This window comes from Variovorax sp. 679 (assembly GCF_003952185.1).
Classification (GTDB): Bacteria; Pseudomonadota; Gammaproteobacteria; order Burkholderiales; family Burkholderiaceae_C; genus Variovorax.
The window spans coordinates 124,908-147,435 of the sequence record NZ_RXFS01000005.1 but is presented as its reverse complement, the minus strand read 5'-3'; the positions used below and the strand labels follow the sequence as shown (position 1 = coordinate 147,435).

The 22,528-nt window shown below is 68.7% G+C and carries 21 protein-coding genes; 10 read left to right on the top strand and 11 right to left on the bottom strand.

The window, feature by feature from the left end:
• Positions 1-24: 24 nt before the first annotated feature.
• Positions 25-1,665, bottom strand: coding sequence for a 3-(methylthio)propionyl-CoA ligase (locus tag EJO71_RS13910; RefSeq protein WP_125949497.1), 1,641 nt, complete (start codon positions 1,663-1,665; stop codon positions 25-27).
• Between the two features lie 122 nt (positions 1,666-1,787).
• On the opposite strand from EJO71_RS13910, the gene EJO71_RS13905 reads away from it, so the two are divergent.
• The 5 genes from EJO71_RS13905 to EJO71_RS13885 all read left to right on the top strand — a co-directional run bounded on the left by EJO71_RS13905 (position 1,788) and on the right by EJO71_RS13885 (position 5,375).
• Positions 1,788-2,459 carry a nitroreductase gene (locus EJO71_RS13905; RefSeq protein WP_125949498.1) on the top strand — a complete coding sequence of 224 codons (672 nt, stop codon included), beginning with the start codon at positions 1,788-1,790 and terminating at the stop codon, positions 2,457-2,459.
• 57 nt (positions 2,460-2,516) lie between these two features.
• Entirely contained in the window at positions 2,517-3,311 is a 795-nt protein-coding gene (locus EJO71_RS13900; protein WP_125949499.1) for a phosphodiesterase, read from the top strand.
• Positions 3,312-3,384: 73 nt separating this feature from the next.
• Positions 3,385-3,630 carry a hypothetical protein gene (locus tag EJO71_RS13895; protein WP_125949500.1) on the top strand — a complete coding sequence of 82 codons (246 nt, stop codon included), beginning with the start codon at positions 3,385-3,387 and terminating at the stop codon, positions 3,628-3,630.
• 32 nt (positions 3,631-3,662) lie between these two features.
• On the top strand, positions 3,663-4,460 hold the full coding sequence (locus EJO71_RS13890) for an AraC family transcriptional regulator (protein ID WP_125949501.1): 798 nt from the start codon (positions 3,663-3,665) through the stop codon (positions 4,458-4,460).
• 36 nt (positions 4,461-4,496) lie between these two features.
• Positions 4,497-5,375 (top strand): DMT family transporter, encoded by an 879-nt coding sequence (locus EJO71_RS13885; protein ID WP_125949502.1) that lies wholly within the window; start codon positions 4,497-4,499, stop codon positions 5,373-5,375.
• A gap of 9 nt (positions 5,376-5,384) precedes the next feature.
• Here EJO71_RS13885 and EJO71_RS13880 read toward each other — a convergent pair whose 3' ends face one another.
• The 4 genes from EJO71_RS13880 to EJO71_RS13865 all read right to left on the bottom strand — a co-directional run bounded on the left by EJO71_RS13880 (position 5,385) and on the right by EJO71_RS13865 (position 9,453).
• Positions 5,385-6,554: a GGDEF domain-containing protein gene (locus tag EJO71_RS13880; RefSeq protein WP_125949503.1), complete on the bottom strand. Its 1,170-nt coding sequence runs from the start codon at positions 6,552-6,554 to the stop codon at positions 5,385-5,387.
• 66 nt (positions 6,555-6,620) lie between these two features.
• Entirely contained in the window at positions 6,621-7,442 is an 822-nt protein-coding gene (locus EJO71_RS13875) for an enoyl-CoA hydratase-related protein (protein WP_125949504.1), read from the bottom strand.
• 2 nt (positions 7,443-7,444) lie between these two features.
• Positions 7,445-8,623 (bottom strand): acetyl-CoA C-acetyltransferase, encoded by a 1,179-nt coding sequence (locus EJO71_RS13870; RefSeq protein WP_125949505.1) that lies wholly within the window; start codon positions 8,621-8,623, stop codon positions 7,445-7,447.
• Positions 8,624-8,670: 47 nt separating this feature from the next.
• Positions 8,671-9,453, bottom strand: a complete 783-nt coding sequence (locus EJO71_RS13865; RefSeq protein WP_125949506.1) for an SDR family NAD(P)-dependent oxidoreductase — start codon at positions 9,451-9,453, stop codon at positions 8,671-8,673.
• 102 nt (positions 9,454-9,555) lie between these two features.
• Here EJO71_RS13865 and EJO71_RS13860 point away from each other — a divergent pair, with 102 nt between their 5' ends.
• The 4 genes from EJO71_RS13860 to EJO71_RS13845 all read left to right on the top strand — a co-directional run bounded on the left by EJO71_RS13860 (position 9,556) and on the right by EJO71_RS13845 (position 14,782).
• Positions 9,556-12,228 (top strand): LuxR C-terminal-related transcriptional regulator, encoded by a 2,673-nt coding sequence (locus EJO71_RS13860; protein WP_125949507.1) that lies wholly within the window; start codon positions 9,556-9,558, stop codon positions 12,226-12,228.
• Between the two features lie 226 nt (positions 12,229-12,454).
• Positions 12,455-13,270 carry an AP2 domain-containing protein gene (locus EJO71_RS13855; RefSeq protein ID WP_240651400.1) on the top strand — a complete coding sequence of 272 codons (816 nt, stop codon included), beginning with the start codon at positions 12,455-12,457 and terminating at the stop codon, positions 13,268-13,270.
• Between the two features lie 221 nt (positions 13,271-13,491).
• A complete protein-coding gene (locus EJO71_RS13850) occupies positions 13,492-14,319 on the top strand; it encodes an AP2 domain-containing protein (protein WP_240651401.1) in 828 nt (275 codons plus the stop codon).
• Positions 14,320-14,404: 85 nt separating this feature from the next.
• Positions 14,405-14,782: a hypothetical protein gene (locus EJO71_RS13845; protein ID WP_125949508.1), complete on the top strand. Its 378-nt coding sequence runs from the start codon at positions 14,405-14,407 to the stop codon at positions 14,780-14,782.
• A 15-nt stretch (positions 14,783-14,797) separates the two neighbouring features.
• On the opposite strand, the gene EJO71_RS13840 is transcribed toward EJO71_RS13845, so the two are convergent.
• The 5 genes from EJO71_RS13840 to EJO71_RS13820 all read right to left on the bottom strand — a co-directional run bounded on the left by EJO71_RS13840 (position 14,798) and on the right by EJO71_RS13820 (position 21,119).
• Positions 14,798-15,946 carry an acyl-CoA dehydrogenase family protein gene (locus EJO71_RS13840; protein ID WP_125949509.1) on the bottom strand — a complete coding sequence of 383 codons (1,149 nt, stop codon included), beginning with the start codon at positions 15,944-15,946 and terminating at the stop codon, positions 14,798-14,800.
• A gap of 41 nt (positions 15,947-15,987) precedes the next feature.
• The gene (locus tag EJO71_RS13835) at positions 15,988-17,607 is read right to left on the bottom strand and encodes a long-chain-fatty-acid--CoA ligase (protein ID WP_125949510.1); all 1,620 of its coding nucleotides are present in this window, start codon (positions 17,605-17,607) and stop codon (positions 15,988-15,990) included.
• Positions 17,561-18,691, bottom strand: coding sequence for a CaiB/BaiF CoA-transferase family protein (locus EJO71_RS13830; RefSeq protein WP_125949511.1), 1,131 nt, complete (start codon positions 18,689-18,691; stop codon positions 17,561-17,563). The genes EJO71_RS13835 and EJO71_RS13830 overlap by 47 nt, the downstream gene beginning before the upstream one ends.
• A 79-nt stretch (positions 18,692-18,770) precedes the next feature.
• Entirely contained in the window at positions 18,771-19,910 is a 1,140-nt protein-coding gene (locus EJO71_RS13825) for an acyl-CoA dehydrogenase family protein (protein ID WP_125949512.1), read from the bottom strand.
• Positions 19,911-19,919: 9 nt separating this feature from the next.
• Positions 19,920-21,119 (bottom strand): acyl-CoA dehydrogenase family protein, encoded by a 1,200-nt coding sequence (locus EJO71_RS13820; protein ID WP_125949513.1) that lies wholly within the window; start codon positions 21,117-21,119, stop codon positions 19,920-19,922.
• Between the two features lie 243 nt (positions 21,120-21,362).
• On the opposite strand from EJO71_RS13820, the gene EJO71_RS13815 reads away from it, so the two are divergent.
• On the top strand, positions 21,363-21,608 hold the full coding sequence (locus tag EJO71_RS13815) for a hypothetical protein (RefSeq protein WP_125949514.1): 246 nt from the start codon (positions 21,363-21,365) through the stop codon (positions 21,606-21,608).
• Positions 21,609-21,629: 21 nt separating this feature from the next.
• Here the strand turns inward: EJO71_RS13815 and EJO71_RS13810 are convergent, their stop codons facing one another.
• On the bottom strand, positions 21,630-22,499 hold the full coding sequence (locus EJO71_RS13810; protein WP_125949515.1) for a UDP-2,3-diacylglucosamine diphosphatase: 870 nt from the start codon (positions 22,497-22,499) through the stop codon (positions 21,630-21,632).
• Positions 22,500-22,528 lie beyond the last annotated feature (29 nt).

Sequence of the window (22,528 nt, the reverse complement as noted above, 5' to 3'; positions counted from 1 at the left end):
AAAATCGAACAAGTCATCAAAACGTCAAACAGATGTCGTCGCAACGTAACCTTTGAACTGTTCGCGCAGCTTTGTCTTCAGCAACTTGCCGGTGGCTGTATGCGGCAGGCTGTCGACGAAGACCACGTCTTCCGGTAGCCACCATTTCACGACGCGCTCCGCGAGGAATGTGAGCAGTTCCTCGCGCGTCGCTTCCATGCCCGCACGCTTCACCACGATGAGCAGCGGCCGCTCCTGCCACTTGGGATGCGCGATGCCTATCACCGCCGCTTCGGCCACTGCAGGGTGCAGGCTCGCCGTGTTCTCGAGGTCGATGGAAGAAATCCATTCGCCGCCCGACTTGATGACGTCCTTCGCGCGATCGACCAGTTGCACATAGCCGTCCTCGTCGATGTTGGCCACGTCGCCCGTCGGAAAGAAACCTTCCGCATCGAGCACCGGGCCACCCTCGCTCTTGAAGTAACCGCTCGCGATCCACGGCCCGCGCACGTGCAGGTGGCCGAACGCCTTGCCGTCGTGCGGCAGGCGCTGGCCGTCTTCGCCGACGATCTTCAGCTCCACGCCCCAAACGCCACGGCCCTGGCGCATCTTCACGCGCAGCTGCTCTTCCTTCGGCATCGACAGGTGCTTGGGCAGCAGGTTGCCGATCACGCCGATGGGGCTGGTCTCGGTCATACCCCAGCCCTGCACGAAGTCGGCGCCGAAGTCGCGCTCGAAGCGCTCGATCATGCTGCGCGGCGTGGCCGCGCCGCCCACGCCGATACGCTTGAGGCCTATGGCGCGCGTGTCGATCTCGGGATGCGCATCGAAGTACTGGAACAGCATCAGCCAGATGGTGGGCACGGCCTGCGAGAAGCCGACCTTCTCGTCGCGCATCAGCTCGTAGAGGCTCTGGCCGTCCATGTGCGGGCCGGGCATGACGAGCTTCATGCCGGTCATCGCGGCCGCATACGGCATGCCCCATGCGTTGGCGTGGAACATCGGCACCGCGAGCAGCAGCGTCATCTGCGAGTTGACGCCGAAGGTGTCGGGCGCGCACTCCATCAGCGAATGCAGCACGGTGGAGCGATGCGAATACAACACGCCCTTCGGATTGCCCGTGGTGCCCGACGTGTAGCAGAGCGACGAGGCGGTGCGCTCGTCGAACTCGGGCCACTCGTACTGCTCGCTCTGCGAGCCAACGAGCTCGTCGAAGCACAGCAGGTTGGGCACGTCGATGGCCGGCATGTGCGCGCGATCGGTCATCGCGATGAACGCGCGCACCGACTTCAATCCGGGCGCGAGCTTCTCGACCAGCGGCGCGAAGGTGGTGTCGAAGAACAGCACCTTGTCTTCGGCGTGGTTGACGATGTAGTCGATCTGCTCAGGAAAGAGCCGTGGGTTCACCGTGTGCAGCACCGCGCCCGAACCCGACACGCCGAAGTACAGCGCGAGGTGGCGGTATGTGTTCCACGCGAGCGTGCCCACGCGGTCGCCGGGCTCGATGCCGAGCGTCTTCAACGCATTGGCCACCTGCTTCGCGTGGCGCTGGACCTCGGCGTAGCTGGTGCGGTGCACCGGCCCCTCCACCGTTCGGCCCACGATCTCCGCGCGCGGGTGGAAGGTGGCCGCGTAGTCGATGAGCGACGAGATCAGCAGCGGGCGGTCTTGCATCAATCCGAACATGTCTTGTCTCCTGTACGCTGGCCGGATGCTAGGCAGCGGCCATGCTCCGCGGCATCGTCGGAACGGACGATTGAGGCCACCCGAGGGTTGCCCCTAGCATCAATCCCCAAGAGGACTTTTGCATGAACGTTCAGGACGCCATCGCCACCCGCCGCTCGGTGCGCGAATTTCTCGACACACCCGTGCCTGGCGACGTCATCCGCCGCGTGCTCGCGCAGGCGCTGCGCGCGCCCTCCGGCGGCAACCTGCAGCCGTGGCACCTGCATGTGGTGGGCGGGGAAAAGCTCGCCGAACTCAAGGCGATCATGCGCACGCGCGTGCAGGAAGCACCCACCGGCGAAGGCAGCGAGTACGACATCTACCCGCGCGAACTCGTCGCGCCGTACCGCGACCGCCGCTTCGCCGTGGGTGAGGCGATGTATGCGCGCCTGGGCATTCCGCGCGAGGACAAGGCCGCGCGCCGCGAATGGTTTGCGCGCAACTACCAGTTCTTCGGCGCGCCGCTTGCGCTCTTCTGCACTGTCGACCGCCGCATGGGCCCGCCGCAGTGGTCCGACCTCGGCATGGTGCTGCAGAACGTGATGCTGCTGCTGCGCGGCGAAGGGCTCGACAGCTGCCCGCAAGAGTGCTGGGCGATCTACCCGCAGACCATCGGCCGGTTCATTGCGCTGCCGCCCGAGCGCATGCTGTTCACGGGCATGTCCATCGGCTATGCCGACCGCAGCCGGCCCCTCGATGCGCTGGTGACCGAGCGCGCGCCGTTGTCGGAAGTGGCGGAGTTCTCCGGCATCTGACGGCGCGGCGGAACGGATCGTGCTTGCTGCCGTGGCAGCAGCAACCACAGGCCACGCATGCTCATCGCACAGATCTCCGACCCTCACATCCGCCCCGCCGGCCAGCTCTACCAGGGCGTGGCCGACTCGAATCGCATGTTCGAGGAAGCCATCGACCACCTCCACGCACTCGACCGCCGCCCCGACCTCGTGTTGCTGACGGGCGACCTCGTCGATGAAGGGCGGCCCGAGGAATACGCACAGGTACGGCACCTGCTCGCAAAGCTGGAGATTCCGTACCTCGTGATCCCCGGCAACCACGACCATCGCGAGAACTTCCGCGCGGCCTTCGCGGACCACGCCTACCTGCCGGCCGAAGGCGGGCTGCACTACTGCATCGACGACCATCCGGTGCGCGTCGTTGCACTGGACTCATGCATTCCGGGGTTGCATCACGGCGATGTCGACGCGCAGGGCCTCGCATGGCTGCAACGCACTCTGGAAGCTGATCGCATCAAGCCGACGCTGCTGATGCTCCATCACCCGCCATTCGTCAGCGGCATTCCCTACATGGACACGTACCGCTACATGGACACGACCCCGCTCGAAGCCATCGTGCGCGACGCACCCAACATCGAGCTGGTGCTGTGCGGCCATGTGCATCGCACCATGCTGCGGCGCTGGGCGGGCACGGTCGTTTGCTCGTGCCCGAGCAGCACGACAGAGATCGCCCTGCAGCTCGCGGCCGGCGCGGCGCCGGCCTCCTTCATGGGCCGACCGGGCTGCATGCTCCATCTGTGGAGCGAGGCGCACGGCATGGTGAGCCATGTGAGCCACATCGGGAAGATGGAAGGGCCCTATCCGTTCGCGTGAGACAGGGGCTCAGCATCTCTTCAGACGAAGCGGACAGAATCCGGGACTCGATGTCGATCGACGAGGAGATGCAATGCAGAAGCAGCCCTACTGGTTTCCCGCCAAGCGCTACGGCTGGGGCTGGGGTCCACCCACGTGCTGGCAAGGCTGGGCGGTGGTCGTCGTGTACGCCGTGCTGGTGGCGGCGGCGGTGCTCACGTTGCACCCCGAGCGGAAGCCGCTGCTGTTCTTCGCGGCCATCTCGGGACTGAGCGCGTTGCTTGTCGTGGTCTGCTGGATCAAGGGCGAGCCGCCGCGCTGGCGCTGGGGCGGGAAGTAGCCGGCGTTCACAGGCACGCGCAGAATCCCGCCATGCCCCAGGAACGCACCCTGCTCTACGCCGGCCGCGAGTTCACGGTGGAGCATGTGCGCTCGCTTGCGCATCACGGCCCCGGCTGGAGCGGGCCCTACACGCTGGAGTCGCGGCGCATCATCTTCCCGGTCGGACGCACGGTGCTCGATGTGCGTTCGGGTAGCGGCACCTGGCTGGTCGACGGCCTGACCGCCATGCAGTTCGACGACGCCATGGTCTATCAGCTGCGTCCCTCGACGCATGCGGTGCGGCGCAGCGTGGTCGTCCGACCGCATCACCACCCCTCTCGCTCGGACACTGCTCCGGCCTTCTGCCTGCTGTCGCCACGGTCGCTGTACCGGGTTCATGCCGCGCAACGGCACCTGCTTGCAGGCGATGCCGGAGCCGATGCGGCCATCGCCGGGCTGGTCGATGAACTCGGCACCATCCGACGCCAGGTGCCGCTCACCGGCACGGTCGCACGCGCAAGACGGCTGCTCGCCCAGACCGCCGACCGCGAAGCGAGGCTGTCGATGCACGAGGTGGCCGATGCAGTCTCGCGCTCACCGTTCCATCTGGCGCGCAGCTTCCGGCACGAGACCGGCCTGAGCCTTCATCAGTACCGCCAGCACCTACGGCTCGCGGCAGCCATGGAACGGCTGGCCGACGGCGACGGCGATCTCGCCGGCATCGCTCACGACCTCGGCTACTGCAGCCAGAGCCACCTGGGCGCGGTGTTCCGGCGCGAAACGGGCGTGACGCTCGGCGAAGCCCGCCGCGTGCTGGCGGGCACCAGCAGCACCAGCGCACGAATTTGATAGCCGTATCGCGGCGCGGTCGCGAGACTCGCCGCGATGCCCGATCGCAATCTCCTCGCCGGCCTGCTTGCCGCGCTCGCCGCCGCTTTCATCGGCAGCGCATGGCAACTCGTCTCGCGCCACGGCGTGACCACCACGCTCGGGCCGCTGGACCTCGCGCTGATGCGCTACGGCATTCCCGCGCTGCTGCTCGCGCCCCTATGGTTCGGCAGCAAGCGCATCGCGCCGAAAGCCTCGCGGCTGGTGCTCGCGCTGCTCGTCGTCGGCGGCGGCCTGCCCTTCGGCTTGCTGGTGCTGGCCGGCGCTCAATGGGCACCCGCGAGCCACATGGGCATCTTCATGGCGGGCAGCCTGCCGCTCTTCACGGCCATCGGCGCGTGGCTTCAGAAGGGTCAGCGAATCGAAGGCATCAGGCTGGCGGGACTGGCCTGCATCGCCATCGGCATGGCGCTGTTCGCCGTGGGGAGCATTCGCAGCGGCTCGCTCGACTGGCGCGGCGACCTGCTCTTTCTTGCGGCGGCCATGCTGTGGGCCGTGCACTCGCTCGCGTTCGCGCATTGCGGCCTCACACCATGGCAGGGCGCGGCGTTCGTGAACGGATGGTCGGCGCTGATGCTGCTGCCCCTGCTGCCGATCGCCGGCACACCGCGATTGCTCGGCGCACCGTGGCCCGATATCGCACTGCAGGCAACGACGCAAGGCGTGGTCGCCGGGCTGCTCGGACTGGTGGTCTACATGGTGGCTGTCGCCCGGCTGGGCGCGCCGCGCGCATCGCTTTCCGCAGCGCTGGTGCCGGTGCTGACCACGTTGGGCGCGGCGGCATGGATGAACGAGCCGGTCACCGGCGCGGTGCTGCTGGCCCTGGCGCTTGTGGTGCCGGGGATCGTGCTGGCGAGCGGTGTGGTGCGACGCTGACAACGGCCCTCAAGCCGCCGCAATCACCCGATCCCGCCCCATCTCCTTCGCCCGGTACAGCGCCGCATCGGCCAGCGCCAGCACTTCGTCGATGTCCGCTCCGCCGGTGCTGTCCTCGCCGGCCGCCACGCCGATGCTCACCGCCATCGAGCCGACGGCGGCCATCGGCGAATCGGACGGGAAGGGCTCGCCGACGGCCTGCCTGAGGCGGGCCGCGATTTCCATCGCCTCGGCCTTGCCGGCGTCGGGCAGCAGCACCACGAACTCTTCTCCGCCGTAGCGCCCGAGCAAGCCCGTGTCGCCGACGGCGCGCTGCATGCGGCCGACCGCCTCGCGCAGGACGGCGTCGCCCATCTGGTGGCCGAAGCGGTCGTTGATGCGCTTGAAGTGGTCCAGGTCCACCATCAGCAGCGCGCCGCGGCGCTCGCCGGAGGCGAACGCGCCATGGCAGGCGTCGAGCAGCGCACGGCGGTTGAGCGCGCCGGTGAGCGGATCGCGCGTGGCCAGGTATTCGAACTCGGTGTGCACGCGGTCGGTGGCCATCAGGATGACGGCGATGGACAGCAGCAGCACGGTGAACGTGTACATGCTGATGTAGAGCGACTGGATCCAGCTGCCCTCCATGAGCCCGCTGCCCGCAAGCCCCGCGACCACCGACACGAAGCGCAGCCCCGCCACCAGCGCCTGCGCCAGCAGCAGCCCGATCATCAGCCGCTTGCCGAACACAGGGCCCGCGTGGCGCATGTACAGCAGCGCGTGCCGGAAGAACAGCACGGACACCGCCAGCGTGACGAACAGCAGGCGCGTCTCGAAATCGGGCCTCACGATGCCGAACCAGAACATCGCCAGTGCCAGGGCGCCGTTGAGCGCCGTCCAGCCCCGGGTGTCGCTGTGGCCGAGCAGGAACTTCTGGCTGCCGGCGTAGTACAGGATGCAGGCCTGGAACAGCACGAAGTTGGCGACCACGATGGTCAGGAAGTCGGGGAAGAACCCGCGCGCCGCGAAGAGCAGCGTGCTCGCGAACGCCACCAGCGGCGCCCGTGCCCACTCCCCCAGGCCCTGGATGCTGCGCGGATAGCTGCGCTGCATGAAGAACACCACGAGCGCCATCATGACGCCCATGATGCCGGCGAGCAGGATGACGGAACGGGGATCGAGGATGGATGGCGAAGCGCCCATGGAGCCCGATTATGTTGGCATCCGCCGGGCTGCGCCCTCCCGGGAAAGAGCTATGGACGAAGCAGCTCAGTCCCGGCGGAACACCGGCTCGCGCTTCTCCATGAACGCCTTCACGCCCTCGGCGAACTCGGGCCGGTCCAGCAGCTCGCGCTGGCGCGCGGCCTCGTGGCTCATCTGCGCGACCAGCGACTGGCTCGCGGCCGACTCGTACACCGCGCGAATCTCGCGGGCCGCGTGCGCAGGCAGCCGCGCCAGGCGGTGCGCCACAGACACGGCCTGCGCGCGCAGTTCGGCATCGTCCACGCAGGCCCACACCAGGCCCCACTGCGCGGCCTGCTCGGCCGGAAGCCGCTCGCCGAGCAGCGACATGCCCACGGCCCGGGCTCGGCCCACCAGCCGTTCGAGAAACCAGGTGGTTCCCAGGTCGGGCACCACGCCCAGCCGGGGCATGAAGGGCAGATAGAAATAGGCAGAGCGCGCCGCGATCACGATGTCGGCAGCCAGCGCCAACCCCACGCCGGCACCCGCCGCCGGCCCGTTGATGGCGTTCACCACCGGAAAGGGCATGCCGCGCAAATCCTCGACGAGCCGGTTCGACAGCGACTCCATGGCGTCCGCTGTGCGCTGGCCCACGCTGCCGCCGGAGTCTCCGGAGGGGCCCATGCTCGAAAGGTCGGCCCCCACGCAGAAGGATTTGCCGACACCGGTCAGGACCAGCGCGCGCACGGTGCCCGCCTCGGCTTCCTCGCGCAGCTGCGCGAGCCTTGCGCGCAGGGCCTGCTGAAGCTCCACCGTCAGCGGATTGAGCCGCCTCGGAATGTTGAAGCTGAGGATCTCGACGTCGCCGTCGCGCTCGCACAGCAGCGGATCTTCGTCAGCGCCGCTCATGCTCACAGCCGCTCGACGATGGTCACGTTGGCCATGCCGCCGCCCTCGCACATGGTCTGCAGGCCGTAGCGCTTGCCGCGCTGGCCGAGCGCGTGCACGAGCGTGGTCATCAGTTTGGTGCCCGACGCGCCCAGCGGATGGCCCAGCGCGATCGCGCCGCCGTTCACGTTGAGCCGCGCCGGGTCGGCATCGAGCGTCTGCAGCCAGGCCAGCGGCACGGGCGCGAAGGCCTCGTTGACTTCGTACAGGTCGATGTCGGAGATCTTCATGCCCACCTTCTTCAGCGCGCGCTGCGTAGCGGGGAGCGGAGCCTCCAGCATGATCACGGGGTCGTGCCCCATCACGCTCAGGTGGTGAATGCGCGCGAGCGGCTCCACGCCCAGCGCCTTCAGGCCGCGCTCGTTCACCACCATCAGTCCGCTCGCGCCGTCGCAGATCTGGCTGGCGGTGGCGGCAGTGCAGCGCCCGCCCTCGGCGATGAGCTTCACGGCAGCGATGCTCTCCAGCGTGGCGTCGAAGCGGATGCCTTCGTCCACGGTGTGCTGCTCGCCGGGCTCCGTGCCGTCGGCCATGCGCACGGTCACCGGCACGATCTCGCGCTCGAAATGGCCGGCCTGCGTGGCGGCGATGGCGCGCTTGTGGCTTTCGAGCGCGTAGCGGTCGAGCTCGTCTTTTTCAATGCCGTAGTTCCTTGCGATCATCTCGGCGCCGGTGAACTGGCTGAACTGCACATCGGGATAACGCTTGGCCATGAGCGGGCTCACGTAGAAGCCCAGCCCGTTCTTCAGCGGCAGCGTGACGGGCATGCCCATGGGCACGCGCGTCATGCTTTCCACGCCGGCGGCGATCACGATGTCCATGGTGCCCGACATCACCGCTTGCGCCGCGAAGTGCAACGCCTGCTGCGACGAGCCGCACTGCCGGTCGACCGAGGTGGCCGGCACCGATTCGGGCAGCTTCGACGCCAGCACTGCGTTGCGCGCGATGTTGGAAGACTGCTCGCCGGCCTGGTCGACGCAGCCCATGATGACGTCCTCGACCAGTGCGGGGTCGGCGCCGGTGCGCTCCACCAGGGCGTTCAGCACCTGCGCGGCGAGGTCGGCCGGGTGCCAGCCGGCGAGGCGGCCGTTGCGGCGGCCGCCGGCGGTGCGCGCGGCGGCGACGATGAAGGCTTCGGGCATGGGGTTCTCCTGTCTGTTCCGTGTCTGTGTGGGTGCGAGGGTTCGTGTCAGCGCGGCGCCATGCGGATGGCCCCGTCGAGCCGCACGCTCTCGCCGTTGAAGTAGCCGTTGGTGATCATCAGCTCCGCCAGCGTCGCGTACTCCGCCGGGTTGCCCAGCCGCTTCGGAAACGGCACCGACGCCGCCAGCGCGGCCTTCACGTTGTCGGGTGCTCCCTGCAGCAGCGGCGTGTCGAAGATGCCCGGCAGGATGGTGTTCACGCGGATGCCCTCGCTCATGAGGTCGCGCGCAATCGGCAGCGTCATGCCGACGATGCCGGCCTTCGAGGCGGTGTAGGCCGCCTGGCCCATCTGCCCATCCTGCGCAGCCACCGAGGCGGTGTTGACGATGGCGCCGCGCTCGCCGTCCTGCAGCATGTCGAGCGTGAGCATGCCGGCGGCCGACTTGGCGATGCAGCGGAAGGTGCCGACCAGGTTGATCTGGATGATGCGGTCGAAATTCGCGAGCGGAAAGTGCTTGATCTCGCCGGTGGCCTTGTCGCGGCTCGCGGTCTTCACCGCGCTGCCGGTACCGGCGCAGTTGACCAGCACGCGCTCCTGCCCGTGCGCCGCGCGCGCCTTCGCGAAGGCCGCGTCCACCTGTTCCTCGGAGGTGACGTCGACCTTGCAGAAGACGCCGCCCAGCTCTTTCGCCAAAGCCTCGCCCTGCTCGGCGTTGAGGTCGAACAGCGCGACTTTCACGCCATGGCCCGCGAGGCGGCGCGCGGTGGCGGCGCCGAGGCCCGATGCGCCGCCGGTGACGACGGCCGCAATGCTGGAATCGAGTTGCATCTGCTGGTGTCCTTGAGGTGTCTTGAGTGGTTTGTCCACATCCAGTTTAGGAAGCAGAATCGGCCGCACACATCGTCGGAAACGACGGGATTTCAGCGCCGCATGCAGTCCCCCACACCCCGGATCCTCGAAACCAAGCTCAATCCCCCGGCCTTCGTCGCCACGCAGGTGCCGCGCACCGCGATTCGGGAAGAGGTCGCCGCGGCGGCCGTGAAGCTGGTGCTCGTGCGCGCTCCGGCCGGCTTCGGCAAGACCACCGCCATGGCGCAGATCCGCGAGCGCATGGAGGCCCAGGGCATCGCCACCGCGTGGCTCACGCTGGACCGCGCCGACAACGACGTCTCTCGCTTCCTCGACTGCCTGGCCGAGGCCGTGCAGCGCCTGGGCGTGGAAGACCCGCGCGGCAACAACGGCCCGTTCGACGCGGTGGCTGCGCTGGCCGCGCACGAATCGCCCTTCACGCTGTTCCTCGACGACTTCGAGCGGGTGCAGGAGCCGGCCGTGCTGGGGCTGATGCGCGAGATCGTCGAGCACCTGCCGCGCCGGGGGCAGATCGTGATCGGCTCGCGCAGCCTGCCCGACCTGGGCCTGGGCCGGCTGCGCGCACGCGGGCAGCTGACCGAGATCGACACCGACCGGCTGCGCTTCAGCCTCGAGGAAACCAGCGCCTTCCTCGGCCTGCGCCAGCCGCAGGCGGCCCAGGCGCTGCCGGCCGACACGCTTTCGCTGCTGCACCGCAAGACCGAGGGCTGGGTGGCCGCGATCTGGCTCGCCTCGATGGCGCTGGAGCGCCACGGCAGCGCCTCCGGTTTCGTCGAGCGCTTCTCGGGTTCCGACCGCGCTGTGGCCGACTACCTGGCCGAGGACGTGCTCGCGCACCAGCCGAAGGAGATCCGCGACTTCCTGCTGCGCACCAGCATCCTGCGGCAGCTCGACGCGTCGGTGTGCCAGGCGCTGTGCCCGCGCGTGGACTGCGCGGCCATCCTCGAGCGGCTGGCCACGTCGAACCTGTTCCTCACGCCGGTGAGCGGCGATGGCGATGCGTGGCGATACCACAGCCTCTTTGCCGACTTCCTCCGCGCGCAGCTCGCGCGTGAACTTCCCGGCGAGCCGGAACGACTGCACCTCGCGGCCTCGGGCTGGTACGAATCGCACGGCCGCCCGGTGCCCGCCATCGACCATGCCATCGAGGGCGGCGACCATCCGCATGCACTGACCCTGCTCGACAGCCACGCCGCGCAGTTCCTCGAAGAGGGCCGCATGCGCATGCTGGCGCGCTGGTTCTCGGCCATTCCCGAGCACCAGTTGCGCGAGCATCCGTTCCTGCAGCCGATCTCGCTGTGGGCCACCTGCTTCACCCACGGCCCGTGGGATGCGATGCGGCAGCTCAATGAATCGGGCTGCCTCGACAGCCCCATCGCCGAGGTGCGCGCGAGCGCCCACACGCTGGTGCCGCTGCTGCTGGCCATGCAGGACCGGCACGACGAGGCTTACGAAGCCGGCCGCCTGAGCCTGGCGCGCCTGCCCACCGGCCTGGCCTTTGCCGACAGCGTGCTGCTCAACGCCATGGCGCACATCCTCGCGGTGCGCGGCGACCAGCACGAGGCGCGGCGCCTGCTCGACGCGGCGCGGCGCCAGCAGGGCAACAGTGCATTCAACCGCATGTACACCGAGTCGCTGGCCGGCCTGTTCGACCTGCACGAAGGCCGGCTGCGGCAGGCCACCGCGCGGCTGCGCATGGCGGTCGATTCGACGCACGCCGTGTCGTACAACCACAGCCACGGCAACGCATGGGCCGGCGTGCTGTACGCAGGCGCCGTGTACGAGACCAACCAGCTCGCGCAAGCCGAGCGCCTGCTGAACGTGTACCTGCCGCTGGCGCGCGACGTGGGCCTGCCCGATCACATGATCTTGAGCCACGTGATGCGCTCTCGGCTGGCCTTCCACGCGGGCGACATCGACGCCGCCTTCCAGGCGCTGACCGAGCTCGAATACCTGGGCCACGCGCGCCAGCTGCCGCGCGTGGTGGCGGGCGCCAAGCTGGAGCGCTCGCGCATGCTGCTGCTGCAGGGCAACGGCCCCGCATCGCATGACGAGCTGCTGCGCGCCGACGACCCTGCGCTGTGGGAGCGCGAACTGCGCCAGCGCCTGCCCGCGCACGACCTCGACTATCTCGCGCTCGCGAAGGCGCGCTGGGAAATCGCCTTCGGCGACGCGCGCTCGGCGCTGGGCGTGCTCGACGCGGAACTGCACGCCGCGCTGGCAGTGGCCCGCAACCGGCGGGCCCTCAAGCTCAGGGTGCTGCGCGCGCTGGCGCTGCAGCGTGCCGGCGACGTGGCCGCCGCCGTCGAACAGTTCGGCGAAGTACTGCAGGCGGCCAGCCAGGAAGGCTTCATGCGGCTGATCCTCGACGAAGGGCCCGCCGTTGGAACACTGGTGCACCGCTGCGCGGCGGCGATGCAGGAGAGCGCCAGCACCGACCCGATCCTCGCGGACCACCTGCAGCGCCTGCTGCAGGCCGTGGGCCCGATGGCGACGGCAACCGAGGCGGAAGCGCCAGCCGGCGGCGACGCAATGAAGGAGCCGCTCACCCGCAAGGAAATCCGCGTGCTGCAGCTGCTGGCCGAGGGCTACTCGAACAACGCGATGGCCGAGAAGCTCTTCGTGTCGGACAGCACGGTGCGCACGCACCTGCGCAACATCAACATGAAGCTGGATGCGAAGAGCAGGACGCAGGCTGTGGCAATTGCGCGCAGGCTGGGTGTGATCCGCTGACCCGCCGCCCTCGCCGCGAACCGCTCATGCTTTTGCGAACTTTGGTTCGCATCCGGTGGACTCGAACTACGGATTTCGGTGATACCCCACCGCTGCCCGCGTCCCTAGCATTCCCTTGAGCGTTCCAACTGCCGCGATAGCGCAAGCAGCGCGGCGGCATCGAAGGCCACGCGCCCGGCCCAGGGATCCACCGCAAGCAACAGAGAGCGACGCAAGCCGAAGCACCATGCCCAAAGGAATCCCCAATCCCGCCGCCATGTATGGCATCTACCCCCGCAGCTGGGGCTACGAGGTGTCGATCGTGCGCAACGGCACGCGCTACTTCAGGCAGTTCGGCCGTGCCAGCTACGGCGGCGACCAGCAGGCGCTGCGCCAGGCGCAGGACTGGCGCGACGGCGTGGTGCGCAGCGTGCCGCCGATCCCGCGGCGCGACCGGGCCGAGAAGCTGCGGGTCAACAACACCACCGGCGTGTCGGGCGTGTTCTGCCAGGTCGCCCCGGGCGGCAAGGTGAGGGCCTGGGTCGCCAAGACCTACATCGGGCAGGACGAGATCCTGCGCACCGACTTCCCCGTGAACACGGTGGGCGAGTCGGCGCAGGCGCTGGCCATCGAGGAGCGCGCGCGCCAGCTCGACCGCATGGACGGACTGGCCAAGCTGCACCCGGCCGAGGAGACGATCCGCACGAGCCCCCCGGCCTTTTCCCCGGAACTGCTGTCGCCCAAGCGCTCGAAATCGGAAATCAAGCGCAGCACCAATTCCAGCGGGGTGAGCGGCGTGCACTTCAAGGCGCCGAACCCGGGCCATCCGGGCTACTGGCTCGCCATCACCTACACCGCCGGCAAGGGCAGTGTCAGCAAGGCTTTCTCCATCAAGGAACACGGGGCGGAGAAGGCGAAGCTGCTGGCCATCGAGGAGCGCGAGCGCCAGCTCGAGCAGAAGCTCCTGCACATGCGGCAAGCCGCAGCCGACACGCTCGTTGCCATTCCCTACCTGCGGGAAGCCAGGCAGGGCCTCGCCGCCGAAGCAAGGCCGCGGCAGTGAACGCACCGTTCACCGGGGCCGGCCCCGTTCGCGCGGCGGCCGGCGGATGCTCGCGTCCCCGGGTCGATGATATTTTTTCAGGCACGGCCGCACGCGCGGATTTGCCATGGTGCTTCGGCCAAAATAGCCGCGAAATTCGCGCGCCAAAGAGCCGCGGGCAAGTCGGGGAGCCCATCGGAATCAGCAATGCTGAGTACGAAAGTAGCAGCATCAATTCGAGAATGCCCAAAGGTATCCCGAACCCGGCAGCCATGTACGGCATCTACTCCAGATCCTGGGGTTTCGAAGTTTCCATCGTCCGCAACGGCGTTCGCCATCACAGGCTGTTCGGCAAGGCCAGCTACGGCGGCGCGGAGCAGGCACTGCTCCACGCGCAGGACTGGCGCGACCACATCGTGCGCAGCGTGCCGCCGCAGACGCGCAGCGCGCGCGCCGAGAAGCAGCGGACCAACAACAGCACCGGCGTGACGGGCGTGTTCCACCATCTCGCGCCGAACGGCCGGGTGCGCGCCTGGATGGCCAAGACCTACATCGCGCACGACGAGATCCTGCGCACCGACTTCTCCGTGGCCGACCTGGGCGACGACGCGCAGGCGCTGGCCATCCAGGAACGCGCGCGGCAGCTCAAACTCATGACCGGACTGGCACGCATCCATCCGGCCGAGGAAGCAATCCGCATGGGGCTGTCGGCGCATCCGGCGGGCCCGCGCACGCCCAAGCGCTCGAAGTCGGAGATCACCCGGCGCAACAACACCAGCGGGGTGAGCGGCGTGCACTTCAAGACGCCCAACCCCAGCCATCCCGGTTACTGGTTGGCCATCACCTACACCGCCGGCAAGGGCAGCGTGAGCAAGGCCTTCTCGGTGAAGACACACGGCGCAGATATGGCCAAGAGCCTGGCCGTCGCGGAGCGTGCGAGCCAGCTCGCCGACAAGCTGCGAACGGAAGAACAGGCCGAAGCAGCGGGCCGGGAGGCCGCGCCGCCCCCGCGGCGCCAGCCGCGCGGGCAGGCGGCAACGGTATCCGGAGCCAAGCGGAACAACGGATGAGTTCATTGCAAGGAAGCGGCTTCGCTGAAGCGGCGAAGCCAGAAAGCGGTCGCCTGCACGGAGCGAACCGCCCATGAAGCCCCCTATGACATACAGGCATCTCCACCAGCTGCTGCGCGTGGCATCGCATCTGCTGGACCAGGCAGCGACCGACGTGCGCACCACCGACCTCGAACCCGTGGACGAGAACATCCAGCGCATCGGCCGCGCGCTGATCGAAGTGATCGAGGTGCAGCGGCAGATCTACGCCGCGCAACCCGAGCTGCAGCCGAAGACGCTGGCCGCCACCCCGCGCGAGCACGACGCCAACCGGCTCTTCACCCAGTTCACGCTGGAGGCACTGGAGCTGGAAGACGCGGGCCACACCGACGCGGCGCGCGAGAAGTACACGCAGTTCATCGGCCTGTCGCCGTCGTACCACCACCGCGAGATCGCGCGGGCGGAGATCCGGCGGCTGTCCTGAGCCGCCAGGGCCTGTTCACAACGCCCTGGCGATCACCTCTTTCATGATCTCGTTGGTGCCGCCGTAGATGCGCTGCACCCGCGCGTCGGCGTACATGCGCGCCACCATGTACTCGTTCATGAAGCCGTAGCCGCCGAAGAGCTGCAGGCATTCGTCGATCACGCGGCCCTGGGCCTCCGAGCCCCAGAGCTTGGCCATGGAGGCGGTGGCGGTGTCGAGCTTGCCGGCCACGAGGTCTTCCACGCAGCGGTCGATGAAGGCCCGGCCTACCTTGATCTGCGTGGCGATCTCGGCCAGCTTGAATTTCGTGTTCTGGAACTCTGCAACCGGCTTGCCGAAGGCCTTGCGGTCGCGCACGTAGTCGAGCGTGGCCTGATAGGCGCCTTCCATGGTGGCCAGCGCGCTCAGGCCGATGATGGTGCGCTCGTAGGGCAGGTCGCTCATGAGCTGGAAGAAGCCCTGGCCCTCCACGCCGCCCAGCAGCGCATCGGCGCCCACGCGCACGTCGTCGAAGAAGAGCTCGGAGGTGTCCTGCGCCTTCATGCCGATCTTGTCGAGCACGCGGCCCACGCGGAAGCCCTTGCAGCCTTCCGTCTCCACGATGAGGATCGACGTGCCCTTGGCGCCCTGCGTGGGGTCGGTCTTGGCCACCACCAGCACCACGCCGGCGAGGAAGCCGTTGGTGATGAAGGTCTTGGAACCGTTGACGACATAGCCGCCGTCCTTCTTCTCGGCGCGGGTGCGCACGCCCTGCAGGTCGGAGCCCGCGCCGGGCTCCGTCATGGCGATGGCGCCCACCAGCTCGCCGCGCGCCATGCGCGGCAGGTAGTTGCGCTTCTGCTCCTCGGTGCCGTGGTTCAGAAAGTAGTGCGCCACGATGCTGTGCACCGAGGTCGCCATGCCGGTGAGCGCGCGGCGCGACATCTCCTCGTAGAACACCGCCTCGTGGCGGAAGTCGCCGCCCGCGCCGCCGTACTCCTCGGGAATGTCGGCGCACAGCAGGCCGAGCGCGCCGGCCTTGCGCCACACCTCGTGCCCCACGTGGCCGCGCTTGCGGGCTTCCTCGTCGTGCGGGAGCACTTCGGTCTCGATGAAGCGCACCACGTTGTCGCGGTACAGCTCCAGGTCTTCGTCGCTCCAGGAGCGGCGGAAATCGATGGCCATGTTGTCTTCCTTTGCTTTCTTTCTCGTCGTATCCAAAGAGTTCAGCCGACGCGGCGCTCCCTGCCGGCCCAGAAAGGCTCGCGCAATTGGAACTTCTGCAGCTTGCCCGCAGCCGAGAGCGGCAGCGCATCGCGGAACTCCACGCTGCGCGGGCACTTGTAGCTGGCGATGTGCTCACGGCAGTGGGCGATGACGGCTTCGGCCTCCAGCACCATGCCTTCGCGCCGCACGATCACCGCGTGCACGCGCTCGCCCCACTTGTCGTCGGGTATGCCGATCACGGCGGACATCAGCACCTGCGGCATCTGCGCGATGGCGTTCTCGACCTCGGCCGAATACACGTTCTCGCCGCCGCTCACGATCATGTCCTTCATGCGGTCGACCACGAACACGAAGCCCTGGTCGTCCATGTAGCCGCCGTCGCCGGTGTGCATCCATCCACCGCGCAGCGCGGCCTCGGTCTGCTCCGGCTTGTTCCAGTAGCCCTTCATGACCATGGGGCCGCGCGCGACGATCTCGCCGACCTGGCCGGGCGGCAGCTCCCTGTCTTCGCCGTCGACGATGCGCACCTCGGCGATGGGCACCGGCGTTCCCGCCGAACGCAGCAGGCGGTCGCGGTCCGGGCCAGGCAGGTGGCAATGCGGCGCCAGCGCGGTGACCACGGGCGACAGCTCCGTCATGCCGTAGACCTGCGCGAAGGATGCCTTCGGTATCGCGCGCATCGCCTGGTCGAGCAGCGCGGCGTCGATGGGCGCGGCGCCGTAGAACAGCAGCTGCAGGCTCGACAGGTCGAACCCGTCGAAACGCGGATGCTCGATCACGCGCTTGATCATGGTCGGCACCATGAACATCTCGGTGATGCGCGCGGACTGCACTGCCTGCAGCACCGCCAGCTCGTCGAACATCGGCAGCACGTGCATGGGCATCAGCCGCAGCATGTTCTGGATCGAGGCGCCGCAGCCCGCCACGTGGAACATGGGCGCCGCGACGAGCGACACCGCATGCTGCGCATCGCGCGGCAGCGCGGCGACCGTGCTCAGCGCGTTGATGCAGAGGCTGCCGTGCGTGAGCATCACGCCCTTGGGCTGGCCGGTGGTGCCGCCGGTGTACATGATGGCCGCGAGCTCGTCGGTGCCGTGCGGCACATCTTCGGCGGGCTCGGCCTTTGCCAGCAGCGCCTCGTACCCGACCATGCCCTCGGGCACCGCGCCCTCGCCGCAATAGACCACCGTGCGCAGCGACGCCGAGAGCTGCCGCAGCGCGGGAACCATCGGCACGAACAGGTCGTCGACCAGCAGGATGCGGGTGTCGCAATCGTCCAGCGAGTAGGCGACCTCCTTCGGGTTCCAGCGGATGTTGACCGGGTTGATGACGCCGCCGCCCCACCAGGTGCCGAAGAAGTATTCGACGAAGCGATGCGAGTTGAGGCTCAGCATGCCGACGCGATCGCCGCTCGCCATGCCGAGCTGCTTCAGCACGGTGGCCAGGCGCGCGACGCGGTCGGTGAAGGTGGCGAAATCGAGGCTGGTGCCGCCGCAGACGATGGCGGTGGCCTTCGCCTTCTCGCGGCGGCCCTTGTGCAGGGGTTGGGTGAGGAACACGAGGTCGTCTCCTTCAGGCACTGCCAAGAGGCGCGAGAGGCGCAAGAGGCGCGATCGCATCCGCCGCCACGCCCCAGCGGCGCAGCACGGCAGGGCCGTCGTCGCGCGCGGTTGCCTGCGGCAGCACCGGCGCGGTGCGGCTGAAGCGCGGCGCGGGCGCGGGCTGCACCACGCCGCCCACGTTGGCGAAGGTGCCGCGTGCCACGTTGTGCGGATGCTCCGGGGCCTCGTCCCAGTCGAGCACGGGCGCGAAGCAGGCGTCGCTGCCTTCGAGCAGCACGCACCACTCGTCGCGCGTGCGCGTGCGGAACACGTCGGCCATGCGCAGCTTGAGCAGCGGCCAGCGGTCGGCGTCCATCTGCGCGTCGAAGGCGGTGTCGTCGGCGATGCCGCAGCGTTCGCGCATGAGCGCGTAGAACTGCGGCTCGATGGCGCCCACGGCCACGTACTTGCCGTCGGCGCAGGCGTAGGTGTCGTAGAAGTGCGCGCCGCCGTCGAGCATGTTCTCGCCGCGCTGGTTGCTCCATTGCCCCGCCGACTTGAAGCCGTACATCATGGCCGACAGCAGCGCCGCGCCGTCGGTCATGGCGGCGTCGACCACCTGGCCCTGGCCGGAGTTCTTCGCCTCGTGCAGCGCGGCGAGGATGCCGAAGGCCAGCAGCATCGCGCCGCCGCCGAAGTCGCCCACGTAGTTGAGCGGCGGCACCGGCGGCTCGCCCGCGCGGCCGATGGCGTGCAACGCGCCGCTGATGGCGATGTAGTTGATGTCGTGCCCCGCCGCATGCGCGAGCGGCCCGTGCTGGCCCCAGCCGGTCATGCGGCCGTACACCAGCCGCGGGTTGCGTGCGTGGCATTCGGCGGGGCCCAGCCCCAGCCGCTCCATCACGCCGGGGCGGAAGCCCTCGATGAGCACGTCGGCTTTCTCGATGGCATCGAGCACGGATTGCGCAGCGCCTTCAGCGCGCAGGTCGACCTGCAGCGTGCTGCGACCGCGCGCGAGGATGTCGTGCGGCGCGGTGCGAGTGCCGGGGCGCTCGATGCGGATCACCTCCGCGCCCATGTCGGCGAACAGCATCGCGCAGAACGGACCGGGGCCGATGCCCGCCATTTCGATCACCCGAAGGCCTTGCAGTGGACCAGCCATGGTCTGTCTCCTGTGTGTGGAGGCATCTTGGCGCCGGCCCCACGGCGCCGCATCGTCGAAAGCGACGAATGCGCTACGCCTATGCTTGAACCGGGGCGGCGCGCAGCTTCGCCACGCGGCGCAGGTGCCAGGACGGCGGACCGAACTGCCCCTCGATGAGCGTGGCGCGGCGCACGTAATGACCCACCGCCAGCTCTTCGGTCATGCCCATGCCGCCGTGCAGCTGCACCGCGCCCTGCCCGACGGCCTTGCAGGCCTTCGCGGCAGCCACCTTGGCGGACGAGACCGCGCGTGCGCGTTCGGCGGGCGATGCATCGTCGACGACCTCGCCCACGCTGGCGGTGAGCGCCGCGGCCTGCTCCAGCGCCATGTGCATGTCGGCAAGGCGGTGCTGCAGCACCTGGAAGCTGGAGATCGGAACGCCGAACTGCTTGCGCTGGCGCACGTAGTCGAGCGTGTCGCGCATCAGGCGGCGCATGACGCCGACGGATTCGGCGCAGACGGCGAGCGTGGCCTCGTCGAGCGCCCGCTCGATCTGCGGCAACGCGCTGCCCTCGGCGCCGAGCAGTGCGTCGGCTGGCAGGCGCACGTCGTCGAAGGCGATGTCGGCTGCGCGGCCGCCGTCGCGTGTCGAATAGGCACGCAGGCGCACGCCGGTCGCATCCCTGGGAACGACGAGCAGCGAGAGGCCGGTGCCGCTGCGCGCGCTCACGATCAGGTGGCTGGCCCATGGCGCGGCATGCACCACGGCCTTGCGGCCATTCAGGCGGAAGCCGTCACCGTCGCGCGCGAGTGTTGCCTGCACATCGGCGCGGTCGTGCCGGCCCTGCGGCTCGCCGTGCGCGAAGGCGAGAACGGCCTGCCCCGCGACGACGCGCTTCAGCAGCGCTTCGGCCCGCGCGCCCGGATGGCGCTGCAGCAGGCCCGCGCCGATCACCATCGTCGAGAGGTACGGCTCGGCAGCGAGCGCGCCGCCCAGCGTTTCCATCATCGCGAGGTGCGCGGCCATGCCTCCACCGAGGCCGCCCTGCGATTCGGGCAGCGCCGCGCCCAGCAGGTCGAGCTCGCCGGCGAGGCCCTGCCAGAACGGCGGTGGCGCATCGTCGGCCTTGCGCAGCGTGTACAGCCGCTGCTCGAAGCCGTGGTTGTCGTCGAGGTAGCGCGCGAGGCTGTCGCGCAGCATGGCGAGGGTGTCGTCCCGTTCGGTGAAGGTGCTCATGGATGGACCTCAGTTCGCCAGCAGGTGGGCCGCGACGATGTTGCGCTGCACTTCGTTGGAGCCCGCGTAGATCGAAGCCGCGCGGTCGTTGAGGTAGGCCGACATCGAGAACACCGCATCCTCGGGAACCGGCAGCGCGTTGCCCTGCAGGCCGTCATCCAGCGGCAGGTCGGCGGCGGCGTAGTGGGCGGCGATTTCGACGCCGAGTTCGGTCAGCCGCTGGCGCAGCTCGGAGCCCAGCACCTTGCCCATCGACGGACGGATGCCGGGCGGCTCGCCGCGGGCCTGCGCGCGCAGCGACTGCAGCTCGGTGGCTTCGAGCGCATCGATGGCGCATTCGGCTTCGGCGAGGCGCAGGGACATATCGCCGGCTTCGTGCGCGTCATGCGCCGCCGTCGCGAAGGCTGCATCGGCGGCCGCCTGGAGCCGGCGAAGGCGCGCACGCAGCATCGGCGCCCATGCGCCGCCGCGCTCGTGCTGCAGCAGGTACTTGGCGATGGTCCAGCCCTGGTTCTCCTCGCCGATGAGGCCGTCGGCAGGCACGCGCACGTCGTCGAAGAACACCTGGTTGAGCTCGTGGTCACCCGAGATGCTGATGATCGGCCGGATGGTGATGCCCGGCGCGGGAATGTCGAAGCACAGGAAGCTGATGCCCTGCTGCGGCTTGCCACCCGAGGTCGTGCGCACGAGGCAGAACATGCGGTTGGCGTACTGCGCGTGAGTGGTCCAGATCTTGGTGCCGTTGATGACGTAGTCGGATCCGTCGCGCACGGCCTTGCACTGCAGCGAGGCCAGGTCGGAGCCCGACTGCGGCTCCGAGTAGCCCTGGCACCAGTAGTCCTCGCCCGAGCGGATGCCGGGCAGCCACGCGCGCTTCTGCGCCTCGGTGCCGAAGGCGATGATCACCGGCGCGACCATGCCCGGCCCCATGGGCGCGCGCGGCGGTGCGTCGGCTGCCGCCAGCTCGGCCGAGAAGATGTAGTGCTGCATCGGCGACCAGCCCGTGCCGCCGTGCTCCACCGGCCAGTGCGGCACGCTCCAGCCGCGCTTCGCGAGGATGCAGTGCCAGCGGTTGCCGAATTCGTAGTCGCTGAAGATGCCGGAGCAGCGCCGGCCAGCGGCGCGAAGCTCGGGCGTCAGTTCGCGCGCGAGGAAATCGCGCACTTCGTCTCGGAATGCGGTCTCCGCCGCCGTGAGTGCCCAGGCCATGGTGTTCGTTGTCTCCTGTCGGAATGCCCCGCCCGAGTGTGATGCCGGCGGGGCCGGCCGGCATCGTCGGATCGGACGAACATGGCCCGCGCGCCGTGGCCGCCAAGGCCCACGGATTTCCGTGGACTTTTGTTTTCATTCGGGATAGTCCGATACGGCGACGCGCCGGTTCCTGCTTCAATCGCTCCGGGGAGTTGTTCCGGGCGGCAGAGAAGAAAGCGCCGCCCTCGAAGGAGCACGGCAGTGAGCACTGTCATTCCCGGCTTTTCGCACAGCAGCGTCGAGCGCCTGTGCGACTACGAGTTGCCGGAACAACCTGACGTCACGCTTTCCCGGAACTCACCGGAACCCGACGGTCCGGAGAACCTCGCGCTGGCATGGTGGCTGTGGATGGACGAGCTGGGCAAGAGCATGCTCAGGCACTACGACGCCTGGCGCGAGCAGCTCGATCACACGACGAAAGCGAACAGCCGCGACCGGAAGGGCTGAGCGCAGCCCCGCTTCTTTTCTTCAGGCGGCGACCGCTTCGCGCTGCGGCGTTGCCTTCGACGGCACGGGCATGTGCTGCGCCCAGTCGATGATTTCCAGCCGGCCGTCGGCATGCTCGGCCAGCGCCGTCAGGCTCTCGACCCAGTCGCCATCGTTGCAGTAGAGGATGCCGTCGATGTCGCGCATCTCGGCGTGGTGGATGTGCCCGCAGACCACGCCCTGTGCGCCGCGGTTGCGGGCCTCGCGGGCCACGGCCGCCTCGAAGTCGCCCACGTAGCTCACGGCCCGCTTGACCTTGCCCTTGAGGTACTTGGACAGCGACCAGTAAGGCAGCCCCATGCGCGCGCGCAGCGAGTTGAGGTGGCGGTTGAGCTTGAGCGTGAATTCGTAGAGCGAATCGCCCACGTAGGCGAGCCACTTGGCGCACTGGATCACGCCGTCGAACAGGTCGCCGTGGATGATCCAGAGCTTGCGGCCGTCGGCGGTCTCGTGGATCCATTCCTCGGCCACGTCGATGCCGCCGAAATTGTGGTGGAGGTACTTGCGGGCGAACTCGTCGTGGTTGCCCGGGATGAAGATCACGCGCGTGCCCTTGCGCGCCTTGCGCAGCAGCTTCTGGATCACGTCGTTGTGCGCCTGCGGCCAGTACCAGTGGCGCTTGAGCTGCCAGCCGTCGATGATGTCGCCGACCAGGAACAGCGTCTCGCACTCGGTGTGCTTGAGGAAGTCGAGCAGCGCGCGGGCCTGGCAGCCGGGCGTGCCCAGGTGCAGGTCGGAGATCCAGAGGGTGCGGAATTGCAGGGGTGGGCGTGCGCGATCTTCGTCCTCGGGGTCGGGGGCCCGGGTTGCGGTGTCGCGCCATGCGCGAAGGAAAGCGTCGTCGCGTTGCATGGACGGGCAGGTTCCCATCGCACGATGAC